This is a genomic window from Achromobacter sp. 2789STDY5608621, from assembly GCF_001299375.1.
Taxonomy (GTDB): Bacteria; Pseudomonadota; Gammaproteobacteria; order Burkholderiales; family Burkholderiaceae_B; genus Achromobacter; species Achromobacter insuavis.
The window spans coordinates 8,898-32,153 of the sequence record NZ_CYTU01000005.1; the positions used below are offsets into that span (position 1 = coordinate 8,898).

Annotated in this window: 24 protein-coding genes; 13 read left to right on the top strand and 11 right to left on the bottom strand. The window is 67.2% G+C overall.

What is annotated here, in order from left to right; translation table 11 throughout:
• The 4 genes from AOZ53_RS07240 to AOZ53_RS07255 form a co-directional block, all read left to right on the top strand.
• Window positions 1–305, top strand: a 305-nt coding sequence (locus AOZ53_RS07240; protein WP_197286461.1) for an arginase family protein, incomplete at its 5' end; no start/stop codon positions are given.
• Window positions 306–412: 107 nt separating this feature from the next.
• Window positions 413–1,474 carry an alcohol dehydrogenase gene (locus AOZ53_RS07245; RefSeq protein ID WP_054434042.1) on the top strand — a complete coding sequence of 354 codons (1,062 nt, stop codon included), beginning with the start codon at window positions 413–415 and terminating at the stop codon, window positions 1,472–1,474.
• Between the two features lie 79 nt (window positions 1,475–1,553).
• Window positions 1,554–1,931, top strand: coding sequence for a DUF423 domain-containing protein (locus AOZ53_RS07250; RefSeq protein ID WP_054487405.1), 378 nt, complete (start codon window positions 1,554–1,556; stop codon window positions 1,929–1,931).
• A 76-nt stretch (window positions 1,932–2,007) separates the two neighbouring features.
• A complete protein-coding gene (locus AOZ53_RS07255; RefSeq protein ID WP_054487407.1) occupies window positions 2,008–2,916 on the top strand; it encodes a DMT family transporter in 909 nt (302 codons plus the stop codon).
• Window positions 2,917–2,973: 57 nt separating this feature from the next.
• On the opposite strand, the gene AOZ53_RS07260 is transcribed toward AOZ53_RS07255, so the two are convergent.
• Together AOZ53_RS07260 and AOZ53_RS07265 are read right to left on the bottom strand one after the other, a co-directional pair.
• The gene (locus AOZ53_RS07260) at window positions 2,974–3,612 is read right to left on the bottom strand and encodes a glutathione S-transferase family protein (protein ID WP_054476757.1); all 639 of its coding nucleotides are present in this window, start codon (window positions 3,610–3,612) and stop codon (window positions 2,974–2,976) included.
• A gap of 4 nt (window positions 3,613–3,616) precedes the next feature.
• Window positions 3,617–4,795, bottom strand: coding sequence for a PQQ-dependent sugar dehydrogenase (locus tag AOZ53_RS07265; RefSeq protein WP_369816799.1), 1,179 nt, complete (start codon window positions 4,793–4,795; stop codon window positions 3,617–3,619).
• A 112-nt stretch (window positions 4,796–4,907) separates the two neighbouring features.
• On the opposite strand from AOZ53_RS07265, the gene AOZ53_RS07270 reads away from it, so the two are divergent.
• Window positions 4,908–5,522, top strand: a complete 615-nt coding sequence (locus AOZ53_RS07270) for a glutathione S-transferase family protein (RefSeq protein WP_054434038.1) — start codon at window positions 4,908–4,910, stop codon at window positions 5,520–5,522.
• Between the two features lie 67 nt (window positions 5,523–5,589).
• Here the strand turns inward: AOZ53_RS07270 and AOZ53_RS07275 are convergent, their stop codons facing one another.
• Window positions 5,590–6,543: a LysR family transcriptional regulator gene (locus AOZ53_RS07275; RefSeq protein WP_054434037.1), complete on the bottom strand. Its 954-nt coding sequence runs from the start codon at window positions 6,541–6,543 to the stop codon at window positions 5,590–5,592.
• A gap of 121 nt (window positions 6,544–6,664) precedes the next feature.
• Between AOZ53_RS07275 and AOZ53_RS07280 the strand changes: the two genes are divergently transcribed.
• The 4 genes from AOZ53_RS07280 to AOZ53_RS07295 all read left to right on the top strand — a co-directional run bounded on the left by AOZ53_RS07280 (window position 6,665) and on the right by AOZ53_RS07295 (window position 10,432).
• Window positions 6,665–7,645, top strand: coding sequence for a Bug family tripartite tricarboxylate transporter substrate binding protein (locus tag AOZ53_RS07280; protein WP_054487411.1), 981 nt, complete (start codon window positions 6,665–6,667; stop codon window positions 7,643–7,645).
• An 8-nt stretch (window positions 7,646–7,653) separates the two neighbouring features.
• Window positions 7,654–9,150 carry an N-acyl-D-amino-acid deacylase family protein gene (locus tag AOZ53_RS07285; RefSeq protein WP_054487413.1) on the top strand — a complete coding sequence of 499 codons (1,497 nt, stop codon included), beginning with the start codon at window positions 7,654–7,656 and terminating at the stop codon, window positions 9,148–9,150.
• Window positions 9,143–9,886 (top strand): cysteate racemase, encoded by a 744-nt coding sequence (locus tag AOZ53_RS07290; protein ID WP_054434034.1) that lies wholly within the window; start codon window positions 9,143–9,145, stop codon window positions 9,884–9,886. The genes AOZ53_RS07285 and AOZ53_RS07290 overlap by 8 nt, the downstream gene beginning before the upstream one ends.
• A 96-nt stretch (window positions 9,887–9,982) precedes the next feature.
• Window positions 9,983–10,432 (top strand): lysozyme inhibitor LprI family protein, encoded by a 450-nt coding sequence (locus AOZ53_RS07295; RefSeq protein WP_231690587.1) that lies wholly within the window; start codon window positions 9,983–9,985, stop codon window positions 10,430–10,432.
• Window positions 10,433–10,919: 487 nt separating this feature from the next.
• Here the strand turns inward: AOZ53_RS07295 and AOZ53_RS07300 are convergent, their stop codons facing one another.
• The 7 genes from AOZ53_RS07300 to proC form a co-directional block, all read right to left on the bottom strand.
• Window positions 10,920–11,621: an ABC transporter ATP-binding protein gene (locus AOZ53_RS07300; RefSeq protein WP_049073552.1), complete on the bottom strand. Its 702-nt coding sequence runs from the start codon at window positions 11,619–11,621 to the stop codon at window positions 10,920–10,922.
• Window positions 11,622–12,389, bottom strand: a complete 768-nt coding sequence (gene livG, locus AOZ53_RS07305; protein WP_054431449.1) for a high-affinity branched-chain amino acid ABC transporter ATP-binding protein LivG — start codon at window positions 12,387–12,389, stop codon at window positions 11,622–11,624.
• Window positions 12,386–13,621, bottom strand: a complete 1,236-nt coding sequence (locus AOZ53_RS07310) for a high-affinity branched-chain amino acid ABC transporter permease LivM (RefSeq protein WP_054431448.1) — start codon at window positions 13,619–13,621, stop codon at window positions 12,386–12,388. Before AOZ53_RS07310 ends, livG begins: the two co-directional genes overlap by 4 nt.
• Entirely contained in the window at window positions 13,621–14,547 is a 927-nt protein-coding gene (livH, locus tag AOZ53_RS07315) for a high-affinity branched-chain amino acid ABC transporter permease LivH (RefSeq protein ID WP_054431447.1), read from the bottom strand. Before livH ends, AOZ53_RS07310 begins: the two co-directional genes overlap by 1 nt.
• Window positions 14,548–14,738: 191 nt before the next feature.
• Window positions 14,739–15,854, bottom strand: coding sequence for a branched-chain amino acid ABC transporter substrate-binding protein (locus AOZ53_RS07320; RefSeq protein WP_025140820.1), 1,116 nt, complete (start codon window positions 15,852–15,854; stop codon window positions 14,739–14,741).
• A gap of 394 nt (window positions 15,855–16,248) precedes the next feature.
• Window positions 16,249–16,773 carry a queuosine precursor transporter gene (locus AOZ53_RS07325; RefSeq protein ID WP_035361466.1) on the bottom strand — a complete coding sequence of 175 codons (525 nt, stop codon included), beginning with the start codon at window positions 16,771–16,773 and terminating at the stop codon, window positions 16,249–16,251.
• A 26-nt stretch (window positions 16,774–16,799) separates the two neighbouring features.
• Window positions 16,800–17,633 carry a pyrroline-5-carboxylate reductase gene (gene proC, locus AOZ53_RS07330; RefSeq protein WP_054431446.1) on the bottom strand — a complete coding sequence of 278 codons (834 nt, stop codon included), beginning with the start codon at window positions 17,631–17,633 and terminating at the stop codon, window positions 16,800–16,802.
• Window positions 17,634–17,827: 194 nt separating this feature from the next.
• Here proC and ugpB point away from each other — a divergent pair, with 194 nt between their 5' ends.
• The 4 genes from ugpB to AOZ53_RS07350 all read left to right on the top strand — a co-directional run bounded on the left by ugpB (window position 17,828) and on the right by AOZ53_RS07350 (window position 22,264).
• Complete coding sequence (ugpB, locus tag AOZ53_RS07335; protein WP_054431445.1) at window positions 17,828–19,141, top strand: sn-glycerol-3-phosphate ABC transporter substrate-binding protein UgpB; 1,314 nt, start codon at window positions 17,828–17,830, stop codon at window positions 19,139–19,141.
• A gap of 236 nt (window positions 19,142–19,377) precedes the next feature.
• Window positions 19,378–20,259 (top strand): sn-glycerol-3-phosphate ABC transporter permease UgpA, encoded by an 882-nt coding sequence (gene ugpA / locus AOZ53_RS07340; RefSeq protein ID WP_054431444.1) that lies wholly within the window; start codon window positions 19,378–19,380, stop codon window positions 20,257–20,259.
• A gap of 18 nt (window positions 20,260–20,277) precedes the next feature.
• A complete protein-coding gene (gene ugpE / locus AOZ53_RS07345; RefSeq protein WP_006386445.1) occupies window positions 20,278–21,129 on the top strand; it encodes a sn-glycerol-3-phosphate ABC transporter permease UgpE in 852 nt (283 codons plus the stop codon).
• Window positions 21,130–21,175: 46 nt separating this feature from the next.
• Window positions 21,176–22,264 (top strand): sn-glycerol-3-phosphate import ATP-binding protein UgpC, encoded by a 1,089-nt coding sequence (locus AOZ53_RS07350; protein ID WP_054431443.1) that lies wholly within the window; start codon window positions 21,176–21,178, stop codon window positions 22,262–22,264.
• 92 nt (window positions 22,265–22,356) lie between these two features.
• On the opposite strand, the gene AOZ53_RS07355 is transcribed toward AOZ53_RS07350, so the two are convergent.
• Window positions 22,357–23,256, bottom strand: a complete 900-nt coding sequence (locus tag AOZ53_RS07355) for a MipA/OmpV family protein (protein ID WP_231690588.1) — start codon at window positions 23,254–23,256, stop codon at window positions 22,357–22,359.

The following is a 23,256-nucleotide window of genomic DNA, read 5'->3' on the forward strand; positions in this document are numbered from 1 at the left end:
TGCGCGCGACGATGGAAGCGGCGCTGGCCGGCCTGGACGCCGACACCCACCTGCACGTCAGCTTCGACGTCGACTTCCTCGACCCGGAGATCGCGCCCGGCGTCGGCACCACGGTCATGGGCGGCCCGACCTACCGCGAGGCCCAGCTGTGCATGGAGATGATCGCCGACACCGGCCTGATGCGCTCGCTCGACGTGGTCGAACTGAACCCGGCCTTCGACGTGCGCAACAAGACCGCCGACCTGGCGGTGGACCTGATCGAGAGCCTGTTCGGCAAGTCGACGCTGGTGCGCCGCGGCGGCTGACGCGCGCCTGCCAGACGCGGTGGCGGCGGACGGGTTGCCGATTGCCACCGAACTGATTGAGAATGCCCCAGGTAGAGCAAGAAACCGCCCCCCAGAGGAGACATTCCATGAAGTGCTATTGCGTCGTCAATTTCCGCGAACCGCTGCAGCAGATGGATCAGCCCATTGCCGCGCCGCAAGGCTCGCAGGTGCTGCTGAAGGTCCGCGCCGCGGGCGTCTGCCACAGCGACATCCACCTGTGGGAAGGCGGCTACGACCTGGGCCAGGGCCGCACCCTGTCGCTCAAGGAACGGGGCGTGACGCTGCCCCTGACGATGGGCCATGAAACGGTCGGCAGCGTGGTCGCCGCCGGCCCCGACGCCACGGGCGTCGAAACCGGCCGCAACTACCTGGTGTATCCGTGGATCGGCTGCGGCGCGTGCCCCACCTGCCTGTCCGGGCAGGAAAACCACTGTACCGCCCCCGCCTGCCTGGGCATCCATCGCGCCGGCGGCTATGCCGAGCAGATGCTGGTGCCGCACCCGCGCTACCTGATCGACATCGGCGATCTCGATCCGGCCCGCATCGCCCCCTACGCCTGCTCGGGCCTGACCACCTATTCGGCGCTCAGGAAGATCGGCGAGGCCGTCTACCGCGAGCACCCCGTGGTCATCTTCGGCGCCGGCGGCCTGGGCCTGATGAGCCTGACGCTGATCAAGGCGCTGGGCGGCAAGGGCGGCATCGTGGTCGACATCGACCCGGCCAAGCGCCAGGCCGCGCTGGAGGCCGGCGCGCTGGCCGCCATCGACGGCGCCGCGCCCGACGCCGCGCGGCAGATCATCCAGGCCGCCGGCGGCAAGCCCTTGCAGGCCGCCATCGACCTGGTGGGCGCCCCGTCCACCACCGCGCTGGCGTTCGACTTCCTGACCAAGGGCGGCAAGCTGATCATCGTCGGGCTGTTCGGCGGCGCCTCGTCGTGGCCGATCGCGCTGATTCCGATGAAGGCCATGTCCATCATCGGCAGCTACGTCGGCAACCTGGCCGAACTGCGCGAGCTGATGGAACTGGTGCGGGCCGGCAAGGTGCCGCCGATGCCGGTGCACCGCTATCCGCTGGATGCGGCCGACAGCGTGCTGGCGTCGCTGCGCGCCGGCAAGGTGCTGGGCCGGGCGGTGCTGACGGTGGATTGATCCTCCGCCGGGGCCGCCGCGAATGGGCCTATCATAGGCACCTGCGCAACCGCGCCCACTTTCCCGCAAAGGATCCCGCATGACCGACCGCCAGCTCACCATTCTCGCGGCCATCAACCTGCTGATCGCCATCGGCGCCGGCGCCTTCGGCGCGCACGGCCTCAAGCGCCTGGTGACCCCCGAGCTGCTGGCGGTCTGGCAGACCGGCGTCATGTACCATCTGATCCACGGCCTGGGCCTGTTCATCATCGCGCTGCTCGGCGCGCGCTACGGTTCGCCGCTGCTGTCGGCCGCCGGCCTGGTGATGTTCATCGGCATCGTCCTGTTTTCAGGTAGCCTGTACGTCCTGACCCTGACCGGCACCCACTGGCTCGGCGCGATCACGCCCGTGGGCGGCGCGGCCTTCCTGGCCGCCTGGGCGATGGTGGCGCTGGCCGCCTACCGCGCCCAGGGCTGAACCCCTCGCCGGGCCGCGGCCCGGCACCCCCGCATTGCCTCCTGGCGGCCTCGGCCGCCTTTCCTGCTGAACCCCGATGTCGTCCTCTACCGTTTTTCCCGCCGCGCGTGACCACTCCGTCTTCACGGGCATCGCCTGTGTCGCCGGAGGCATCTTCTTCCTGACGCTCAGCGACGCCAACGCCAAATGGCTGGGCACCTCCTACAACCCGCTGCAGATCCTGTTCCTGCGCGCGCTGATCGCGCTGCCGTTCGTCACCGCCCTGGCCGTCTGGCTGGGCGGACGCCGGGTGCTGCGCACGGCCCATCCCGGCCTGCACCTGACGCGCGGCGCCATCAACGTGGTCTCGGCCTGTTGTTTCTACCTGGGGTTGCGCGCGCTGCCGCTGGCGGAGGCCACCGCCATCGCGTTCGCCGCGCCGTTGTTCGTCACGGCGCTGTCGGTGCTGATCCTGAAGGAACGCGTCGATGGCCGGCGCTGGCTGGCGGTGCTGGCCGGGTTCGCGGGCGTGCTGATCATCGTGCGGCCGGGCACCGACGCCTTCCAGGCCGCAACCCTGCTGCCGCTGACCACCGCCTTCCTGTACGCCGTCATGATGATCACGGCGCGCGGCATCAGCCGCGGCGAAGGCATGCTGACCACCACCTTCTACATCGTCGCCGGCCAGCTGGTGTGCAGCGCGGTGGCCCTGCCCTGGGTCTGGCACACGCCGGCCATGGCCGACCTGCCCTATTTCGCGGCGGTGGCGCTGTTCAGCACGCTCGGGCTGGCGCTGATCACGCAGGGCTTTCGCATCGCGCCGGCCTCGGTGGTGGCGCCGTTCGACTACACCGGCCTGATCTGGGCCACGCTGCTGGGCTGGATCTTCTGGCGCGAGGCGCCCGACGCCTATGCCTACCTGGGCGCGCTGTTCATCGCCGGCAGCGGCGTCTACATCGCGGTGCGCGAGGCGCGCGGCTCGCACAAGCGGCGCGCCAAGGCCTAGCGGCCAGGCCGGCCAAGCCGCGCGGCGGTCAATGGTCGGCCCCGCGCGGCACGCCCGCTATTCGGTCGGCGGCGGGAAATTACGGCGCAGCACGCCCGCCACGGTCGGCTCCAGCGCCGCCTGGTCGGCGACCGCCGTCAAGGCCGGACAGTGGGCCTCGAACCAGGCGCGCCCCGGCCGCCAGCGCGTCATCACCGTCACGTACAGGTCCAGCGCCGAAAAGCGCCGGCCCAGCATGTGCGGCGCGCCGGCCTGGCGCTCCAGTTCCAGCCACAGTTCCGCGCGCCGCGTATGCACCCGCTCGCGCAGCAGGTCGGCCGCCGCGCCCGGCGTGGTCCAGTGCGGCGGATCGTCGCCGTAGGTAAAGGTGGGATAGATCGCCGCCACCAGCCGCACCAGCAGGTTCAGGAAGCGCGCCCGCTCGGGCCGCGACGGCTCGGGCGCCAGGCCGGCCTGCGGCGCCACGTCGTGCAGGTGCAGCACCATCGCCGCGCTTTCGGTCATCACTTCGCCGTCCGGCGTGATCAGCGTCGGCACCTGGCCCAGCGGATTGAGGTGCAGCAGCCGGTCGCGCTCGGGACCGGGCTTGAGGTACGGCACGTCGGTCAGCGTGTGCGGCACGCTGGCCAGCGCCAGCGCCATCTCGACCACGGCCGAACCGCAGCCGGGCGAGCCGATCAATTCATAGGTCTTCATGACATCACCCTCCCGCTGGCGCCGGCGCCAGCCGCAGCAGCTCGCCCGGCGACGCGTCGGTCAGCACGTACACAAATCCGTCCGGCCCCTGCCGCACGTCGCGGATGCGGGCCTTGCGCTCGCCCAGCAGGCGTTCCTCGGCCACCACCTTGTCGCCGTCCAGCGTCAGCCGGATCAGATCCTGGTCGGCCAGCGCGCCGATGAAGAGCGAATGGCGCCAGGCGGGAAAGCGGTCGGCATCGTAGAACGCCATGCCGCTGATGGCCGGCGACTTGGCCCACCAGTACAGCGGCGATTCCATGCCCGGCAGCGTCTCGCCCTTGGCCTCGGGAATCGGCTGGCCGGAGTAATTGATGCCGTAGGTCGCCAGCGGCCAGCCGTAGTTCTTGCCGGGCTGCACCAGGTTGATCTCGTCGCCGCCGCGCGGGCCGTGCTCGTGCTCCCACAGCGCGCCGCTCCACGGATTCATCGCCATGCCCTGCGGATTGCGGTGCCCGTACGACCAGATTTCCGGCCGCGCGCCGGCCTTGCCGACAAAGGGATTGTCGGGCGGCACCGAGCCGTCGACGTTCAGGCGCACCACCTTGCCCTGCAGCTTGTCGAGGTCCTGCGCGGTCGGGCGCTGGTTGTTCTCGCCCAGTGAAATGAACAGATGGCCCTTGCCGTCGAACACCAGGCGCGAGCCGAAATGCAGGCCCTGCGACAGCTTGGGCGCCTGGCGGAACAGCACCTGGAAGTCCTCCAGCGCCGTGGCGTCGGCCGACAGCCGGCCGCGGCCGACGGCGGTGCCACTGCGCGAGCCATCCGATTCGGCGTATGACAGATAGACGTAGCGGTCCTGCGCGAAGCCCGGCGACAGGGCCACGTCCAGCAGGCCGCCCTGCCCCTGCGCCGCCACCTTGGGCACGCCGGCCAGCGGTTGGGACAGGCCGCCCGGGATGCGCAGCAGCCGCAGGCTGCCGGGGCGCTCGGTGATCAGCATGCCGCCCTCGGGCAGGAAGGCCATCGACCAGGGATGCTCCAGGCCGCCCACCACGACGGTCACCTGCGCGCGCGCGGCGGGCGGTTTGTCGGGACTTTTCTGCGGGGTGGCCCAGACGCTGGCCGCGCATAGCGCGGCGCCGGCGAAGGCGATCAGGGACGAGGCGCGACGGATCGCGGACGGGCGTGACGGCATGGACATCTCCGGCGGCGGGGTGAAGCGCGGCGGCACGGCGCGGCGCCTTGCGGGTGGCGTACCATAGGAGCCAGCGACGGGTGGCTGCCCGTCCATTTCTCTCAGGAGACTCCCTTACATGAAACTGTACTACATGCCCGGCGCGTGCTCGCTCGCCTCCCACATCGTGCTGGAATGGATCGGCAAGCCCTATGACACGCACAAGCTCAGCCGCGACGAACTCAAGGGTCCCGAGTTCCTGAAGGTCAATCCGCTGGGCGCCGTGCCCGCGCTGGTCGACGACGGTTTCGCGCTGACCCAGAACGTCGCGATTCTGGAATACCTGGCCGAACAGGCGCCGCAGGCCAAGCTGCTGGGCGACGGCTCGGCCCGCTCGCGCGCCGACGTGCGCCGCTGGCTCGGCTTCATCAACTCCGACATCCACAAGACCTTCTCGATGATCTTCGGCGCCGGCCGCTTCCTCAACGAAGAAGGCCCGCAGCAGGAACTGGCCGCCTCGGCCTCCAAGATCCTGACGCGCCTGTTCGCGCTGCTGGACGCCCAGCTCATCAACCAACCCTACCTGGGCGGCGAGGCGCCGTCGATCGCCGACGCCTACCTCTACGTGGTGCTGCGCTGGGCCCACGCCAAGCAGGTCGACCTGGCGGGCCAGGACCACCTGGCCGCGTTCTTCAAGCGCATGGAAGACAACGCCGGCGTCAAGGCCGCGCTCAAGGCCGAAGGCCTGGCATGACGGCATCGGCGCCGGCCTGCCCGCGCGCCATCGCCCCGGCCGTCCTGGACGCCGGGGCGTTCTTTTTTCAGGCCCCCGCCACGGCCGGCGCCGCGCTCTCCAGGATCTTCTTGACCGCCGCCAGGAAGCGCCGCGCCAGCAGCGGCGGCGCGCTCAGGTTCGAATGCGTGGCCCAGATCTCGACGCTGGCGCCCGGCGCGATCGGCCGCAGCACCATGCTGTCGGTCTGATCCGGCGACACGCACCAGGCATCCACCAGCGCCGGGCCCAGGCCCTGCTGCACGAACGAACAGGCCGTCACCGGCGAATGCACCTCGACCGCCGCCGCGCAGGCCGGCGCGCCGCCGAAGAACGACTGCAGCGCGCGTCCCAGCGGCGTGTCGTGGGGATAGCCGATCCAGGCCGCCGAGGCGAAATCCTCCGGATGCACCACCTCGTGCGCGGCCAGCGGATGGCCCTTGGGCAGCGCGCAGATCACCGGCACCGTCGCCAGCCGGGTCGAGGCCAGGTTGGGATGGTCCGGCGGCCGCATCGAGATGCCGATATCGGCCTGTCCCGACAGGAAATACGACGCCAGTTCGTCGAACGTGACGCTGCGGTAATCGACCCGCGCGTCGGCATTGCGGTCGCGAAAGCGGCCCAGCGCCATCGGCACCAGCCGCTGGCCATAGCTGGCGCTGGCGACGATCTTGAGCATGCCCGCGCCCGATTGCCCGAGGCTGGCCGCCAGATCGTTGACGCGCTGGATGCCGCCATAGACCTGCTCGACCTCCGCATACAGGCGCCGCGCCTCGGCGGTGGGCGAGAGCCGGCTCTTGACCCGCTCGAACAGCCGGTAGCCCAGGCGCGTCTCGGTCAGCGCCAGCACCCGGCTCACCGCCGGTTGCGACACGTGCAGCATGCGCCCCGCGCCGCTGATCGAACCGGCCATCATGATGGCGCGGAACACCTCGATCTGGCGCAGGTTCAGCGGCCGGCCGGCGCTGGGCCCGACCTCGTCGGCATAGGCCTGCTCATCCATGTTGGTTCCCCTTGATCAATAACGGCGGATTATAGGTTTTCGACATTTTTCGATGACGCGGTGCCGCATGCCCGGTGCTAATCTGCCGGCCTCCACACAACAAAACAAGGGGAAATCCAGCATGCAACGCACCTTCTTCCGCAGCCTCGCCGCCCTGGCGCTGGCCACCACCTTCACCGCGGGCGCCCAGGCCGCCGGCGCCTATCCCGACAAGCCCATCACCTTCATCGTGCCGTCGGCCGCCGGCGGTTCGCCCGACGTGCTGTCGCGCCTGATCACGACCCAGATCTCCAAGGACACGGGCGCCACCCTGGTGGTGGAAAACCGTCCCGGCGCCGCCGGCAACATCGGTATCGCGCTGGTCAAGCGCGCCGCGCCCGACGGCTACACGGTGGGCTACGGCAACATCAACACGCTGGCGGTCAACCGCTCGCTGTTCAAGCGCCTGCCCTACGACGTCGACCAGGACCTGGCGCCCGTGGCCCACATGTTCGACCTGTACAACGCGCTGATCGTGCCGGCCGACTCGCCCGTCAAGAGCGTGCAGGACCTGATCGACCGCGCCCGCAAGGAGCCCGGCCGCCTGTCGTACGGCGCTTCCGGCGTCGGCACCACCGGCCACATGGGCGGCGAACTGTTCAAGAGCATGGCCAAGGTCGACGTCATGTTCATCCCGTACAACGGCGGCCCCGCCGCCATCCAGGACCTGCTGGGCGGGCGCCTGGACTACCTGTTCGTCAACACCTCCGAGGCCACCCCGCTGGTCAAGAGCGGCAAGGTGCGCGCCATCGGCGTCAGCAGCCTGAAGCGCCTGGCGCTGATGCCCGACGTGCCGACGCTGGACGAAGCCGGCCTGAAGGGCTACGAAACCGTGGCCTGGGGCGGCGTGGTCGCGCCCAAGGGCACCCCGCCCGAGGTCGTCGCCAAGCTCAATGCCGCCATCCAGAAGGCGCTGCAGGCCCCCGAGGTCCGCACCGGCCTGGAAACGCTGGGCGCGGTGCCCGCCAGCGGCGCGCCGGATGAATTCAAGCAGCTGATCGATCGCGAAACCGCCAAGTGGAAGCAGATCATCGAAACCGCCGGCATCGAGAAACTGGACTGAGCCCCGCCATGACGGACCGCAGCACCCGGCTGGACCCCGCCCCGCGCGCCGACTTCATCGTGGCCGGCGCCACGCTCATCGACGGCGGCGGCGGGCCGTCGCGCCAGGGCGACCTGGCGGTGCGCGCCGGACGCATCGTGGCGCTGGGCGAATTCGCCCACGCCCCCGGCGTGCCGGTGATCGATGCCCGCGGCCTGGCGCTGGCGCCCGGCTTCATCGACTCGCACACCCACGACGACGGCTACCTGCTGGCGCATCCCGAGATGCTGCCCAAGGTCTCGCAAGGCATCACCACGGTCGTCACCGGCAACTGCGGCGTCAGCCTGGCGCCGCTGTCGCGCCAGGAGATCCCGCAGCCGCTGGACCTGCTGGGTCCGCCCGAGCTGTTCCGCTTCGAAACCTTCCGCGCCTGGCTCCAGGCCCTGGCCGACGCGCCCGCCGCGGTCAACGTCATCCCGCTGGTCGGCCACACCACGCTGCGCGTGGCGGTCATGGACGACACCGGCCGCGCCGCCACCGACGCCGAACGCCAGGCCATGCGCGCCCTGCTCGACGAGGCGCTGGAGGCCGGCGCCTTCGGCGTCTCCACCGGCACCTTCTACCCGCCCGCCAGCGCCGCGCCCACCGACGAGATCGTCGACGTCTGCCAGCCGCTGCGCGGCCGCGCCGGCGCGATCTACGCCACCCATCTGCGCGACGAGGCCGACCACATCGTGCCGGCCATGGAAGAGGCGCTGCTGATCGGCCGCGAACTGGACTGCCGCGTGGTGTTCTCGCACCACAAGCTGGCCGGCGAACGCAACCACGGGCGCAGCCGCGAAACGCTGGACATGATCAGCCGCGCCGCCGCCACGCAGCGCGTCTGCCTCGACTGCCACCCGTATCCCGCCACCTCGACCATGCTGCGGCTGGACCGCGCCCGCCTGGCCAGCCGCACCCTGATCACCTGGTCCAAGGGCTACCCCGAGGCCACCGGCCGCGACTTCGCCGACGTCATGGCCGAACTGGGCCTGGACGACGAAGCCGCCCTGGCCCGCCTGGCGCCCGCCGGCGCCATCTACTTCCTGATGGATCCGGCCGACGTCAACCGCATCTTCAGCCATCCGCTGACCATGGTCGGCTCCGATGGCCTGCCGTTCGACCCGCATCCGCACCCGCGCCAGTGGGGCACCTTCACCAACGTGCTGCGCACCATGGTGCGCGAACAACAGCTGCTGTCGCTCGAAACCGCCATCCACAAGATGACCGGCCTGGCGGCGGCCCAATACGGCCTGTCCGAGCGCGGCCTGCTGCGCGAGGGGTATCATGCTGATCTGGTGCTGTTCGATCCCGCCACGGTGACAGATGTGGCCACTTTTTCAGCTCCCATTCAGGTTAGCCAGGGCATCCACGGCGTGTGGGTCAATGGCCGGCAGGTGTGGGACGGGGAACGGACCGGCGCCGAGCGCCCGGGCCAGGTACTGGCACCCGGTGATGCATTACCTTGGAGTCAACAAAGTGAATAGCTATTCCCAGGGCTGTTACCTGGGTGTTTTGGGCGGCATGGGCCCCATGGCCGGCGCCGCCTTCGCGCTCCGCCTCGCGGCGCTCACGCCCGCCGACGCGGACCAGCAGCACATCCCCACCCTGCTTCGCAACGATCCGCGCATCCCCGATCGTTCCAGCGCCTACATGGCCGGCGGCGAGAATCCCCTGCCCTACATGGTCGAAGGCGTGCGCTTTCTGGAACGCGCCGGCGCCCAGCTCATCGCCATCCCCTGCAACACCGCGCACCTCTGGTACGACGACATCGCCGCCGCCACCCAGCGCCCCGTGCTGCACATCATCCAGGCCGTCATCGACGACCTGCGCCGCCTCGGCCTGCAGCAGGGCCGCATCGGCCTGATGGGCACCGCCGCCACGCTCAAGCTCGGCCTCTACCAGCGCCACCTCGAAGCCCAGGGCTACGAATGCATCGTCCCCGACGACGATGAAGTCGAACGCTACTGCATGGCCTCGATCCGCGCCGTCAAGGGCAACCAGCTCGAAGCCGCCTTCGCCCCCGCCGCCGAATGCATCGCCCGCCTCAAGGCCCGCGGCGCCGACGCCGTCGTCCTGGGCTGCACCGAACTGCCGCTGGCCGTGCCGCACGCCCTGCGCCCCAGCCTGGGCATCACCCTGACCGACTCGATCGACGCCCTGGCCCGCGCCGCCATCGCCCACTACCTGGCCGACCAGCCCGAGCAACGCATCGCCGCGTAGGCAAGGCCCGCGAGTTGCACAACCTCCCGACAACCGGGAGAATCGATCCGTCGGTCCACCCTGTCGGTGGCCGCGGATCATTCAGGAGTCAAGGACGTGCGCAACCCCGTTCCCGCGGCAATGCCGACCGCCATCATGAAAGGCCCGCGCCGGCAAAGCGCTCAAGGCAAACATGCGATCCTGCATGCGGCAATCTGCGCCGTCCTCGCCAGCGCTCCGTTCCTGCCAGTCAAAGCCGCCCACGCCGCCGGCTTCGACTGCAAGGCCGCGAAAACCCATGTCGAACATCTGATCTGCGCCGACCCGTCGCTGTCCAGGCTGGACGATCAGGTGAAGGATCTCTACGACAAGATCCAGTCCGAAACCGCTGGCCGTGACGGTGAAACCGGCGAATGGCGCGATCCCGTGGCAAAAGAACAGACGCAATGGCGCACCACCGTGCGCGACCGTTGCCCCGACGCCACCTGCCTGAAATCCGCCTACGAGGCCCGCATCGCCGCCATGAAAAAGAACTGGGCAGAAGCCCTGGCCCCCGCGGACAAGTAATACGCGAGCCCTACGGCGCGGTCGAGTTGCCCTGAAAAAGCTCGGCCCCTCTCTCCCCACCCAGGCGGCCCCCCCCCTCCCCCAGCGCGCAGCGTCATCCTCCCGACGCAACCCCACCGCGTATGCCAAGATTGGCCGCCCGCGCGGCCAATCTTGGCGGGCCCCGCAAAACCCGCCCCTTACCCCACGCTCCAGCAGCGCGACAAGCCTCGCAATCCGCAGCCCGAGGCGGGTGGCGGGTGGGCGCGGCGGGCCGTCGATGCGCCCGAGGGAATCTGAAGGAACAGCCGCAGGCTGTGACGAAGATGACAACGGGGCAGTCCGGAGCGAACGCTCCGGACCGCAATCGTTGGCCCGCCGCGCCCACCCGCCACCCGCCTCGGGCGACCTACGAAGCCCCCTCCGCCTTCACCAAGACGAAAAAAAAGGGCGCCCTTCGCAGTAGCGCCCAAATTTCCCTTCGCGGGGAATAAAACCTTCAAGCGGATCACCCGCCCAGATAAGCCTTCCGCACCTGATCATTGACCAGCAGATTCGCCCCCGTATCCTGGAGCACCACCCGCCCGTTCTCCAGCACATACCCGCGATCCGCCACCTGCAGCGCCTTGTTGGCATTCTGCTCGACCAGGAACACCGTCACGCCCTGCTCGCGGATCTCGCGGATGATGTCGAAGATCTGTGCGATCACCAGCGGCGCCAGCCCCAGCGTCGGCTCGTCCAGCAGCAGCAGGCGCGGCCGCGTCATCAAGGCCCGCCCGATCGCCAGCATCTGCTGCTCGCCGCCCGACATCAGCCCGGCGCGCTGGCTGGCCCGCTCCTTCAGGCGCGGGAACAAGCCATAGACGTGGTCGATGCCCGCCTGGATCTCCTCGCGCTTGGAGAAAAAACCGCCCATCATCAGGTTCTCGGCCACCGTCAGGTCCTTGAACACGCGCCGCCCTTCCGGCGAAATGGCGATGCCATTGCGCATGATGTGGTGCGTGTCCTTGTTGGTGATGTCCTCGCCCTCGAAGGTGATCTTGCCTTCCTTGGCGCGCGGATTGCCGCAGACCGTCATCAGCAGCGTGGTCTTGCCGGCGCCGTTGGCGCCGATCAGGGTCACGATCTCGCCCTTGTTGACGTCCACCGACACGCCGTTGAGCGCCTGGATGGCGCCGTAGAACGTGTGAATGTTTTCCAGCTTCAGCATTTATTCCTCCCCCAGGTACGCCTTGATGACGCGCTCGTCGTTGCGCACCTGCTCGGGGGTGCCGGTAGTGATGGGCTTGCCGTGCTCCATGACCAGGATGCGGTCGGAAATGCCCATGATCAGGCTCATGTCGTGCTCGATCAGCAGCACCGCCACGCCGAACTCGCGGCGCAGCTGGTCGATGAGCGACTGCAGATCGCGCTTTTCCTGCGGGTTCAGGCCGGCGGCCGGCTCGTCCAGCATCAAGAGGCGCGGCTTGGTGATCATGCAGCGCGCGATTTCCAGGCGACGCTGGTGGCCGTAGGCCAGGTTGCCCGCCTCGCGGTTGGCATACTCGCGCAGGCCCATGAAATCCAGCCACTGCGCCGCGCGCGACAGCGCGTCGGCTTCCGACTGACGATAGGACTTGGTCTTGAGCAGGCCCGGCAACAGGCGCGACTCCACCTGCGTGTGCTGCGCCACCAGCAGGTTCTCCAGCACCGTCAGCTGCTTGAACAGCCGCACGTTCTGGAACGTGCGCACCAGCCCGTGACGCGCCACCTTGTGGCTCGGCAGGCCGGTGATGGACTTGCCGTCCATCACGATGTCGCCCGCGGTCGGCGCGTAGAAACCGCCCACGCAGTTGAACACGGTGGTCTTGCCGGCGCCGTTGGGGCCGATGATGGCGAACACCTCGTCGGGTTTGACTTCGAACGCCACGCTATCGACGGCCAGCAGGCCGCCGAAGCGCATGGTCAGTCCGGATACTTTCAGCAATGCCTCGCTCATTTAGCCAGCTCCACGTGGGGACGCTTCATGGGCAACAACCCCTGCGGACGCCACATCATCATCAATACCATCACCAGACCGAACATCAGCATCCGGTACTCGGCGAACTCGCGCGCCAGCTCGGGCAGCACCGTCAGCAGGATGGCGGCGAGGATCACGCCCACCTGCGACCCCATGCCGCCCAGCACCACGATCGCCAGGATCAGCGCAGACTCGATGAAGGTGAAGGATTCGGGGTTGACCATGCCCTGGCGCGCCGCGAAGAACGCGCCGCCGAAACCGGCGAAGGTCGCGCCCAGCGTGAACGCCGACAGCTTGATGCGGGTCGGGTTCAGGCCCAGCGAACGGCAGGCGATCTCGTCCTCGCGCAGCGCCTCCCAGGCGCGGCCGACCGGCATGCGGATCAGGCGCGTCGAGACGAACAGCGTCACCAGCGCCAGCAGCAGCGCCATCATGTACAGATAGATCACCATGTGCTGGTTCTGGAACGTCAGGCCGAAGAAGTCATGGAACGTGGTGCCCCCTTCCGTGCTGGCGCGACGCGTCATCTCCAGGCCGAACACCGACGGCTTGGGAATGCCCGAGATACCGTCCGGACCGCCCGTGAGCGTGTTCAGGTTGATCAGCAACAGGCGGATCATTTCGCCGAAGCCCAGCGTCACGATGGCCAGGTAGTCGCCGCGCAGGCGCAGCACCGGGAAGCCCAGGATGAAGCCGAACAGCGCGGCCATCGCGCCCGAGAACGGCAGCGCCTCCCAGAAGCTCCAGCCGCCCCAGTGGTACAGCAAGGCGTAGGTATAGGCGCCGACGGCGTAGAAGCCGACGAAGCCCAGGTCCAGCAGCCCGGCGAAACCGACCACGATGTTCAGGCCCAGGCCCAGCATCACGTAGATCAGCACCAGCGTGGCGATGTCGACCGAGCTGCGGCCGGCGAAGAACGGCCAGGTCACGGCCACCGCCAGGATCAGGAACATCAGCAGCTTGTTGCTCTTGGCCGGGGCCGAGGGCAAGGTCGGCAGATTGGTCTTGAGCTTCTGGAACGGCTTGGCGATCCAGGGCCGCAGCAGCTGGAACACGAACACGACCGCGGCGGCCAGGGCCACCAGCGACCAGTGCGACTCCATCGACGTGCGGGCGCCCTGACGGATCAGTTGCAGGCCGAAGACGGGGGTGACGATGACGGCGGTCAGCACCGCCGCCATCGTGGCGTTTTTGAGATTGTTGTTCGACATCAGACTTTTTCCACCTCAGGTTTGCCCAACAGCCCGGTGGGACGGAACAGCAGGATCAGGACCAGCAGCGAGAACGCCACGATGTCCTTGTACTGCGACGAGATATAGGCTGCCGCGAACGTTTCGGCCAGGCCCAGCAACACGCCGCCCAGCATGGCGCCGGGGATGCTGCCGATGCCGCCCAGCACCGCCGCCGTGAAGGCCTTGATGCCGGCCAGGAAGCCGATGAAGGGATTGAGCTTGCCGATGGTGATGGCGATCAGCACGCCGCCCACCGCCGCCAGGATCGCGCCCATCACGAACGTGAAGGAGATCACGCGGTTGGTGTCGATGCCCAGCAGGTTGGCCATGTGCATGTCCTGCGAGCAGGCGCGCGAGGCGCGGCCCATGCGGGAGTACTTGATGAACAGCGTCAGGCCGACCATCAGCGCCACGGTCACCAGGATGATCATGATGCGCGAATACGGCACCGTCACATCGAAGTCGGATCCCATGTGGAACTGCACCGCGCCGGACACCAGCGATGGCACCGCCATGTCGCGCGCGCCCTGGCCCAGGGCGACCCAGTTCTGCAGGAAGATCGACATGCCGATGGCCGAGATCAGCGCCACCAGGCGGGGGCTGCCCCGCACCGGGCGGTACGCGACCCGCTCGACGCTGAAACCGTAGATGCCGGTGACGACGATGGCCACCAACAGCATGGCGGCGATGATGAACGGGACCGGCAGGCCGCTACCGGTGCCGATGGCCGTGAGGGTGACCAGGCCGACATAGGCGCCGATCATATAAATTTCGCCGTGAGCGAAGTTGATCATACCGATGATGCCGTAGACCATTGTGTAGCCGATGGCAATCAACGCGTAGATCGCGCCCAGAGACAATCCGTTGAAGAATTGCTGGGTAAGTTGGGGTATGAGGTCAGACATTATTTCTCTGTGCTCCAAATAGTTCCGGCTCCGGTAGAGAGACCCGGAGCCGGAAACCTGGGCGTATTTTAAGGGCCTGTGATCATCGCGTGCCGGCCGCACAGCGCTTTTGGCGCATCGCTACGCGGATTACGACACAACGACGACGACAGGCCCTCACGCCGGCACCACGCCGGCGGAATCGCGGGAGTTTACAGCTGGGTCTTCTTGCCGTTCTTGTCCCATTTGTAAACGGCGAACTCGAAGTTCTTCAGATCGCCCTTGGCGTCGTACTCGACCTTGCCGATGCCGGTGTTGAACGTGGTCTTGTGCATGTAGTCGGCGACCTTGGCGGGATCCTCGCCCACGGCGGTGATGCTGTCGGCCAGGATCTGCACCGCGGCGTAGGCCGGCATCTGGAAGGCGCCGTCCGGATCGCGCTTGGCGTCCTTGAAGGCCTTGACGATGCTTTCGTTGCCCGGCAGCTTGGTGAAGTCGGCGGGCAGCGTGACCAGCAGGCCCTCGATGGCCGGGCCGGCGATCGCCACCAGATCCTGGTTGGCGGTGCCTTCCGGACCCATGAACTGGACCTTCAGGCCCTGTTCACGCGACTGGCGCAGCAGCAGGCCGAGTTCGGGGTGGTAGCCGCCGAAGTAGACCAGGTCGACGCCGGCCGACTTGAGCTTGGTGATGATGGCCGAGTAATCGCTGTCGCCGACGTTGATGCCTTCGAACAGCGCCACGTTCACGCCTTCCTTGGTCAGGGTGTCCTTGACCTGGGTGGCCACGCCCGAGCCGTAGGTCTGCTTGTCGTGCAGCACGGCGACCTTCTTGGGCTTGAGGGTGTTGGCGATGTAGCGGGCGGCGTACGGACCTTGCTGGTCGTCGCGGCCGATGGTGCGGAAGAAGTAATGCGGCTTGATCGTGTCGGTGACCAGCGGCGACGTCGCGCCCGGGGTGATGCCGACGATGCCTTCCTGTTCGTAGACGTTCACGGCGGCCACGGTCACGCCCGAGCACGCATGGGCCACGGCGAACTTGGCGCCGGAGTTGACCACGCGGTTGGCGGCCGGCACGGCCTGCTTCGGTTCGCAGCCGTCGTCGATGAGGATCGGTTCGAGCTTCTTGCCCTTCACGCCGCCCTTGGCGTTGATGGTCTCGATGGCAGTCAGCGCGCCAGCCTGGATCTGGTCGCCGTATTGGGTGTTGGGGCCCGTCATGGGCTGCGGGATGCCGATCTTGATCGTATCGGCGGCGTGCACGGAACCTGCCAGGGCAAGCGCCCCGAATGCCATAGCTACCGGGGTAAGGCGATGCAGAAACTTCATGCGGAGTTCTCCAGCGAGGTTTTGAGCGGCTCTGTTCGATCCGGTCTGTCGGGTGGATACCCCGCAACCCGTATCGCGCGTCGCCGGCTTCTTGGGCAAAAACACGGTGTGGCCGGTATTCTGGAAGCAAGCAGACATACTGTCACTGCGTGTAATCCCCAATATTTCAGGAGAAATCTTTAATCGTGACGGATCGGTGCGACAAGTATGTGAAAACGCAGGAAAAATCCGCGCGGCGCCTTGGATTTCCCATGGCGCCGCGATGCATTCGATGGCAGGTGATTTATATGAATAATCATTAATACGCCGTTTGACTTCGCATTTTCATACAGTACTTACGCGAGTCTTACGAATAATGATTATCCCGTTAATAATAATCACCGATTTTCGAAAATCAGACGCTGGCAGGTTTTGCCAGATTCCACATCAGCGCGCGGAACGGCGCCAGCATGCTGATGTTGACCACCAGCTTGATCGCCAGGTCGCCCATCATCCAGGTCACCCAGGGCGTGCCGGTGGCGGCGAAGGCCACGCTGAAGAACACCGCGGTGTCGAGGATCGCGCCCAGCACCCCTGACACCAGCGGCGCGCGCCACCAGCGCTGGTCGCGCAGGCGGTCGAACACCTGGATGTCGACCAGCTGCGCGCAGATATAGGCCAGGCCCGAGGCCAGCGCGATGCGCGGCGACGCCACCCACACCGACACCGCCAGCGCCGCGGCGAAACCGAACCACACCACCCGGCGCGCGGCCGCGGGGCCGAAGCGGCGGTTGAGCACGTCGGTCACCAGGAACGCCACCGGATACGACAGGCCGCCCCAGGTCAGCCAATCGTTCAGCGGCACCTGCACCAGGATGTTCGAGCCCACCACCACCAGCAGCATGCACAGCACGGCGATGCCGAACTGCGCCCGGCTCATGGGGGCAAAGCGCGCGGCGGCCTGGCTCACTTGCCGAACTCCTCGGCCAGCTCGCGCGAACGCTGCGCGGCCGCGGCCATGGCGTCCTCGACGATGCCGGCAAAGCCGGCGGCATTGAACGCGGCCAGCGCCGCGGCGGTGGTGCCGCCCTTGGAGGTGACGCGCTCGCGCAGCACCGACGGCGGCTCGGACGATTCGGCCGCCAGCTTGGTGGCGCCCGCAAAAGTGCCCAGCGCCAGCTGGCGCGCCTGCTCGGCCGTCAAGCCGACCTTCTGGCCGCCGGCGATCAGGGCTTCCAGGAACAGGAAGACGTAGGCCGGGCCGCTGCCCGACAGCGCGGTCACGGCGTCCAGCGCCGCGTCGTCGGCCACCCAGACCACGTCGCCGACGCTGGCCAGCATGCTGGCGGCCAGGTCACGGTCGGCCTGCCCCACCCCGTCGAGCGCCGCCAGGCCGGTGATGCCGGCGCCGACCAGCGCCGGGGTATTGGGCATGCAGCGCACCAGGCGGCGCCACGGCGCCTCGGGCGTGCCGAGCCAGCCGGCCAGCGTATCGGCGCGGATGCCGGCCGCCACGCTTACCACCAATGTGTCGTCGCGCAACCACTGACGCGTGGAAGCCACAACGTCTTTCATGTTCTGTGGCTTGACTGCGAACACCCACACGCGGCAGCGCGCCAGGGCCTCGTCCGGAGCGGTCGCGGTGGTCATGCCGCGGGCCTGCCAGGCGGCGTGCGAATCCTGGTTAATGTCAATGACATGAATGCTGCCGGCGGGGCATACTTTGCCCGCAAGGCCGGAGGCCAGGGCAGCGGCCATATTGCCGCCGCCGATGAACGCAATCGAAAGTTCGTTTTTCATAGGAAGCGATTGTAAACCGGCCGGCTCCAGCGGGAAAAAAAAGAAAATGTTCGTTCGCGCCTAAAACGCGCAATTTGACAGGCGTTTTAAGTGATGTGAAAGTCACGGTTTTGTCACAAACAATTCATAAGGTGACGTGTTTTCCGCGCCCGGACAATCCCGGTCGCGACACGCCCAACTGGAGGAAACCTCTCATGCGATCCCACCGAATTGCCCTCACCTTTGCCGCCGTCATGGCGGCCTTCGCCGGCGCTTCCGCGCACGCGGCCACCGAAATCACGTTCTGGCACTCGATGGAAGGCGCGCTGGGCGACCGCGTGAACGGCCTCGTCGACGAGTTCAACAAGAAGAACCCCGACTACCAGGTCAAGGCCGTCTACAAGGGCAATTATGGCGAATCCATGAACGCCGGCATCGCCGCGTTCCGCGCCGGCAACGCCCCGGACATCCTCCAGGTGTTCGAAGTCGGCACCGCCACCATGATGTACGCCAAGGGCGCCATCAAGCCGGTGCAGCAGATGTCGGAAGAAGTCGGCAACCCGATCGATCCGAAGGAATTCATCGGCGCCGTGGCCGGCTACTACTCGTCGGCCGACGGCAAGCTGGTGTCGATGCCCTTCAACAGCTCGACCGTGGTGTTCTACTACAACAAGGACGCCTTCAAGAAGGCCGGCCTGGACGCCGACAAGCCGCCCAAGACCTGGGAAGAACTGGCCGCCGCCGGCCAGAAGCTGAAGGCCGCGGGCCAGGAATGCGGCTACACCACGTCGTGGCCGTCGTGGGTCCAGCTGGAAACGTTCTCGGCCTGGCACAACGTGCCGTACGCCACCAAGGACAACGGCTTCGGCGGCCTGGACGCCCGCATCGCCATCAACACCCCGCTGCACGTGCGCCACCTGGAAAACCTGGCCAAGCTGGGCAAGGAAGGCATCTTCATGTACGGCGGCCGCGGCGACGAGCCGAACTCGCTGTTCATCAGCGGCAAGTGCGCCATGATCACCGGTTCGTCGGGCCTGCGCGCCAACATCGCCAAGAACGCCAAGTTCGAATTCGGCACCTCGACCGTGCCCTACTACGCCGACGTGCAGGGCGCGCCGCAGAACACCATCATCGGTGGCGCCTCGCTGTGGGTCTTCGCCAACAAGAAGCCGGAAACCTACAAGGGCGTGACCGCGTTCTTCAAGTTCCTGGCCAGCCCGGAAATCGCCGCCCGCTGGCACCAGCAGACCGGCTACGTGCCCGTCACCAAGGCCGCCTACGAGCTGACCAAGAAAGACGGCTTCTACGACAAGAACCCCGGCACCGAAGTCGGCGTCAAGCAGCTGAACGTCGAAACCACCGCGCAATCGCGTGGCCTGCGCCTGGGCTTCCTGCCGCAGATCCGTGAAATCGAGGACGCCGAAATCGAACGCATCGTGGCCGGCAAGGTCGCGGCCAAGGACGGCGCCGAGAACATCGTCAAGCGCGGCAACGAACTGCTGGAAAAGTTCGAGAAGAGTGTAAAGTAACGCCCGTTCCGGGACTCGGAACAAGCCCCCGCCACGCACGATTTCCGTTTCGTGACAGGGGCTTGCGTGATTCAAGCGAGGCTTAAAGCCCTGGTTATTTTGGGGCTTTAAGCCTATCGTGCTTATGCGTTGCCGGCGCCCTCGGGCGCCTCGAGCCAGGCCGGTGCCGCTTCCCGGCCGGCGGTTTCAAGCGGCGGTTAATCCAACCGCCGTTTTTCGTACCTTGGGTTCCCCCTATGGAAAAACGTGTTGTCTTTGGGCACAAGACCCTGCCCTATCTGCTGCTCCTGCCGCAGATCGTCATTACCGTGGTCTTCTTCTTCCTTCCCGCCGGCCAGGCCATGTGGCAGTCGATGCGGTTGGAAGATGCCTTCGGCCTGTCCTCCGAGTTCGTCGGTTTCGACAACTTCATGGAGCTGTTCTCGCAACAGGCCTACCTCGATTCCTTCCGTGTCACGGCGGTGTTCTCGATCCTGGTCGCCGTGGTCGGCCTGGGCGTCTCGCTGCTGCTGGCCGTCATGGCCGACCGCGTGATCCGCGGCGCCGGGCTCTACAAGACCCTGCTGATCTGGCCCTACGCCGTCGCGCCCGCCGTGGTCGGCGTGCTGTGGCTGTTCCTGTTCTCGCCCTCGGTCGGCATCCTGGCCGTGGCCCTGCGCCAGGCCGGCGTCGACTGGAACCCGCGCCTGGACGGCAACCAGGCCATGATCCTGGTGCTGATCGCCGCCGTCTGGAAGCAGGTCTCGTACAACTTCCTGTTCTTCCTGGCCGGCCTGCAGTCGATTCCGCGCTCGCTCATCGAAGCCGCCGCGATCGACGGCGCCAGCCCGTCGCGCCGCTTCTGGAGCATCGTGTTCCCGCTGCTGTCGCCCACCACCTTCTTCCTGCTGGTGGTCAACATCATCTACGCCTTCTTCGACACCTTCGCGGTGGTGGACACCACCACGCAGGGCGGCCCGGGCACGTCGACCTCGATCCTGGTCTACAAGGTGTACAGCGACGGCTTCCGTGGCCTGGACCTCGGCTCGTCCGCGGCCCAGTCGGTGGTGCTGATGTTCATTGTGATTGCCTTGACGGTCGTGCAGTTCCGCTACGTCGACCGCAAAGTGCAGTATTGATTTTCGAGGCAGATAACAATGGTTGAACGCCGTCCCTGGCTGGATATTCTGGCCCACGTCATCCTGCTGTGCGGGGTGGCGATGGTGGCCTTTCCGCTCTACGTCACTTTCGTCGCGTCGACCCAGACCGCGCAGGAAGTGGCCTCCGCGCCGATGTCGCTGATCCCCGGTCCGCACTTCGTCGACAACTACATGCAGGCGCTGTTCGGCGGCTCTTCCGGCGGCTCCTCGGGCGCGCCGGTGGGCCGCATGATGTACGTCAGCCTGATCATGGCGCTGGCGATTTCGATCGGCAAGATCGCGATCTCGCTGCTGTCGGCCTTCGCGGTGGTGTATTTCCGCTTCCCCGGCCGCATGTTCTTTTTCTGGATGATCTTCGTCACGCTGATGCTGCCGGTCGAAGTGCGGATCGCGCCCACCTACAAGGTGGTGGCCGACCTCGGCCTGCTCAACAGCTACGCCGGCCTGACGCTGCCGCTGATCGCCTCGGCCACGGCCACCTTCCTGTTCCGCCAGTTCTTCCTGACGGTGCCGGACGAACTGATCGAGGCCGCCCGCATCGACGGCGCCGGCCCGGTGCGCTTCTTCCGCGACGTGCTGCTGCCGCTGTCCAAGACCAGCATCGCCGCGCTGTTCGTGATCCAGTTCATCTACGGCTGGAACCAATACCTGTGGCCGCTGCTGGTGACCACGCAGGAAGACATGTACCCCGTCGTCATCGGCATCAAGCGGATGATCAGCGGCGGCGACAGCGTGACCGAATGGAACATCACCATGGCCACCGCCATGCTGGCGATGATCCCGCCGGCGCTGGTCGTCATCCTGATGCAGAAATGGTTCGTCAAGGGCTTGGTCGACACTGAAAAGTGACCCTCCCCTATCGCCTACCCGACAACGACTCCGATACGAATAACTCATGGCTACTCTCAGCTTTCGCAACGTAAAGAAAACCTACGCCGGCAACGTGCCGGTCATCCATGGCATCGACATGGATGTGAAGGACGGTGAATTCATCGTCATCGTCGGCCCCTCGGGCTGCGGCAAGTCCACGCTGATGCGCATGGTCGCCGGCCTGGAAACCGTGACCAGCGGCGAGATCGTGATCGACGACAAGGTCGTCAACAATCTCGAGCCGGCCGAACGCGACATCGCGATGGTGTTCCAGAACTACGCGCTCTACCCGCACATGACCGTGTTCGAGAACATGGCGTACGGCCTGAAGATCCGCAAGTTCTCCAAAGACGAGATCAAGAAGCGCGTCGACGCCGCCGCGCAGATCCTGGAACTGAGCCACCTGCTGGACCGCCGCCCGCGCGCCCTGTCGGGCGGCCAGCGCCAGCGCGTGGCCATGGGCCGCGCCATCGTGCGCGAACCCAAGGTGTTCCTGTTCGACGAACCGCTGTCGAACCTGGACGCCAAGCTGCGCGTGGCGATGCGCCTGGAGATCATGAAGCTGCACCGCCGCCTGGGCACCACCAGCCTGTACGTGACGCACGACCAGGTCGAGGCCATGACGCTGGCGCACCGCATGATCGTCATGTACCAGGGCGTGCCCGAGCAGATCGGCACGCCGATGGAAGTGTTCGAGAAGCCAGCTTCGACCTTCGTGGCCGGCTTCATCGGCTCGCCGCCGATGAACCTGATGGAAGTCAACGTCGCCGGCGACGGCACGGTGCAGACCGCCGACGGCCTGGCGCTGGAGATCTCGCCGCTGCAGGTGCCGTCGCAGGTGCGCGGCCGCAAGGTCATCATGGGCATGCGCCCCGAGCACATGCTGCTGAACACGCAGGGCGTGCCGGCCGAAGTCGAGATGGTCGAAACGCTGGGCTCCGAACAGCTGGTCCACTGCCGCTGCGGCAAGACCACCCTGGTCGTGCGCTGCACCACCCGCCAGTTGTCCGAGTCCTCGGCCAAGGTCGGCGACCGCGTCAACGTCGGCCCCGACGGCCGCCACCCGCTGCACTGGTTCGAGGCCGACACCGGCCGCCGCGTGCAGGGCCTGTAATACCCCCCCGCGGGCGGCGTCGGCGGCCGCATGGCCCGCCGAACCGCCCCAGCCGCCCGCCCCGCCCGGGGCGGGCGTTTACCGCCACACACTCAGTACGTGTAGGTGATCATCGTGCCGATCGAGTATTGGTTGCGATCCTTCACGATCGGGCTGTCGGCCGCGTCGCCATACAGGCGGCGCGCCTCGGCCGCGACCGACCACGACCATTCCTTGCTCAACGGCAGCGCCCAGGTCGCGCCCAGGCCGATGCTTTCCAGGCCGCCCTTGGGGTTGTAGCGGCGGTAGCCCGAGTTGGCCGACTGGCGATCGCTCACGCCGTACCAAGTGCGCATGTAGTTGCCGTCGCCGAAGTTGCTGCTCAGCGCCAGCGAGATCGCGCCCGCCGAACCTTCGTACACCGTGGTGCTGGCGCCCAGGTTGAACAGCGTGTAGGCGCTGCCCACGTCCCGGTCGTCGCCCTTCTTGAATGCGTGCGCCACCGTGGCCGACAGCGTCACCGGGCCTAGCTGCGTCTCGGCATCCATGCCGATCTGCGCGCGGCTCTTGATGTCGCCCATGCCGCGCAGCTTGTTCGAGCCCTCGAATCCCTTCTTGTGGTCCTTGCGCGAGGCGCTGGGCGCGACGTAGAAGCGGAAAGTGCTGCTGAGCGCCTGCGTCTCCCAGCCCAGGCCGTGGGCCGTGTCCAGGAAGAAGCCGCCCGGGCTGCGGATGCCCAGGCCGAAGATCGGCAGGGCCGAGCTCTCGTCGCTGCCGCTGTAGCGCGGCGCGTAGCCGACGCCCAGCGTGCCGTAGAACTTCCACTCCTCGGCCGGCTTCTCGGCGCCGGTGGCGACCTCGATGCCGCGCGAGCTGGCGCCGCGAGAACCGTAGACCGAATTGTCGGCGACCTGCTGGCCGCCCGCGGCGAACGACAACACCGGCAGGCTGGCCAGCAAACACGCCGCGCCGGCGCGGCGCTGCATCAGGGACAAAGAGAGATTTCGCTTCAT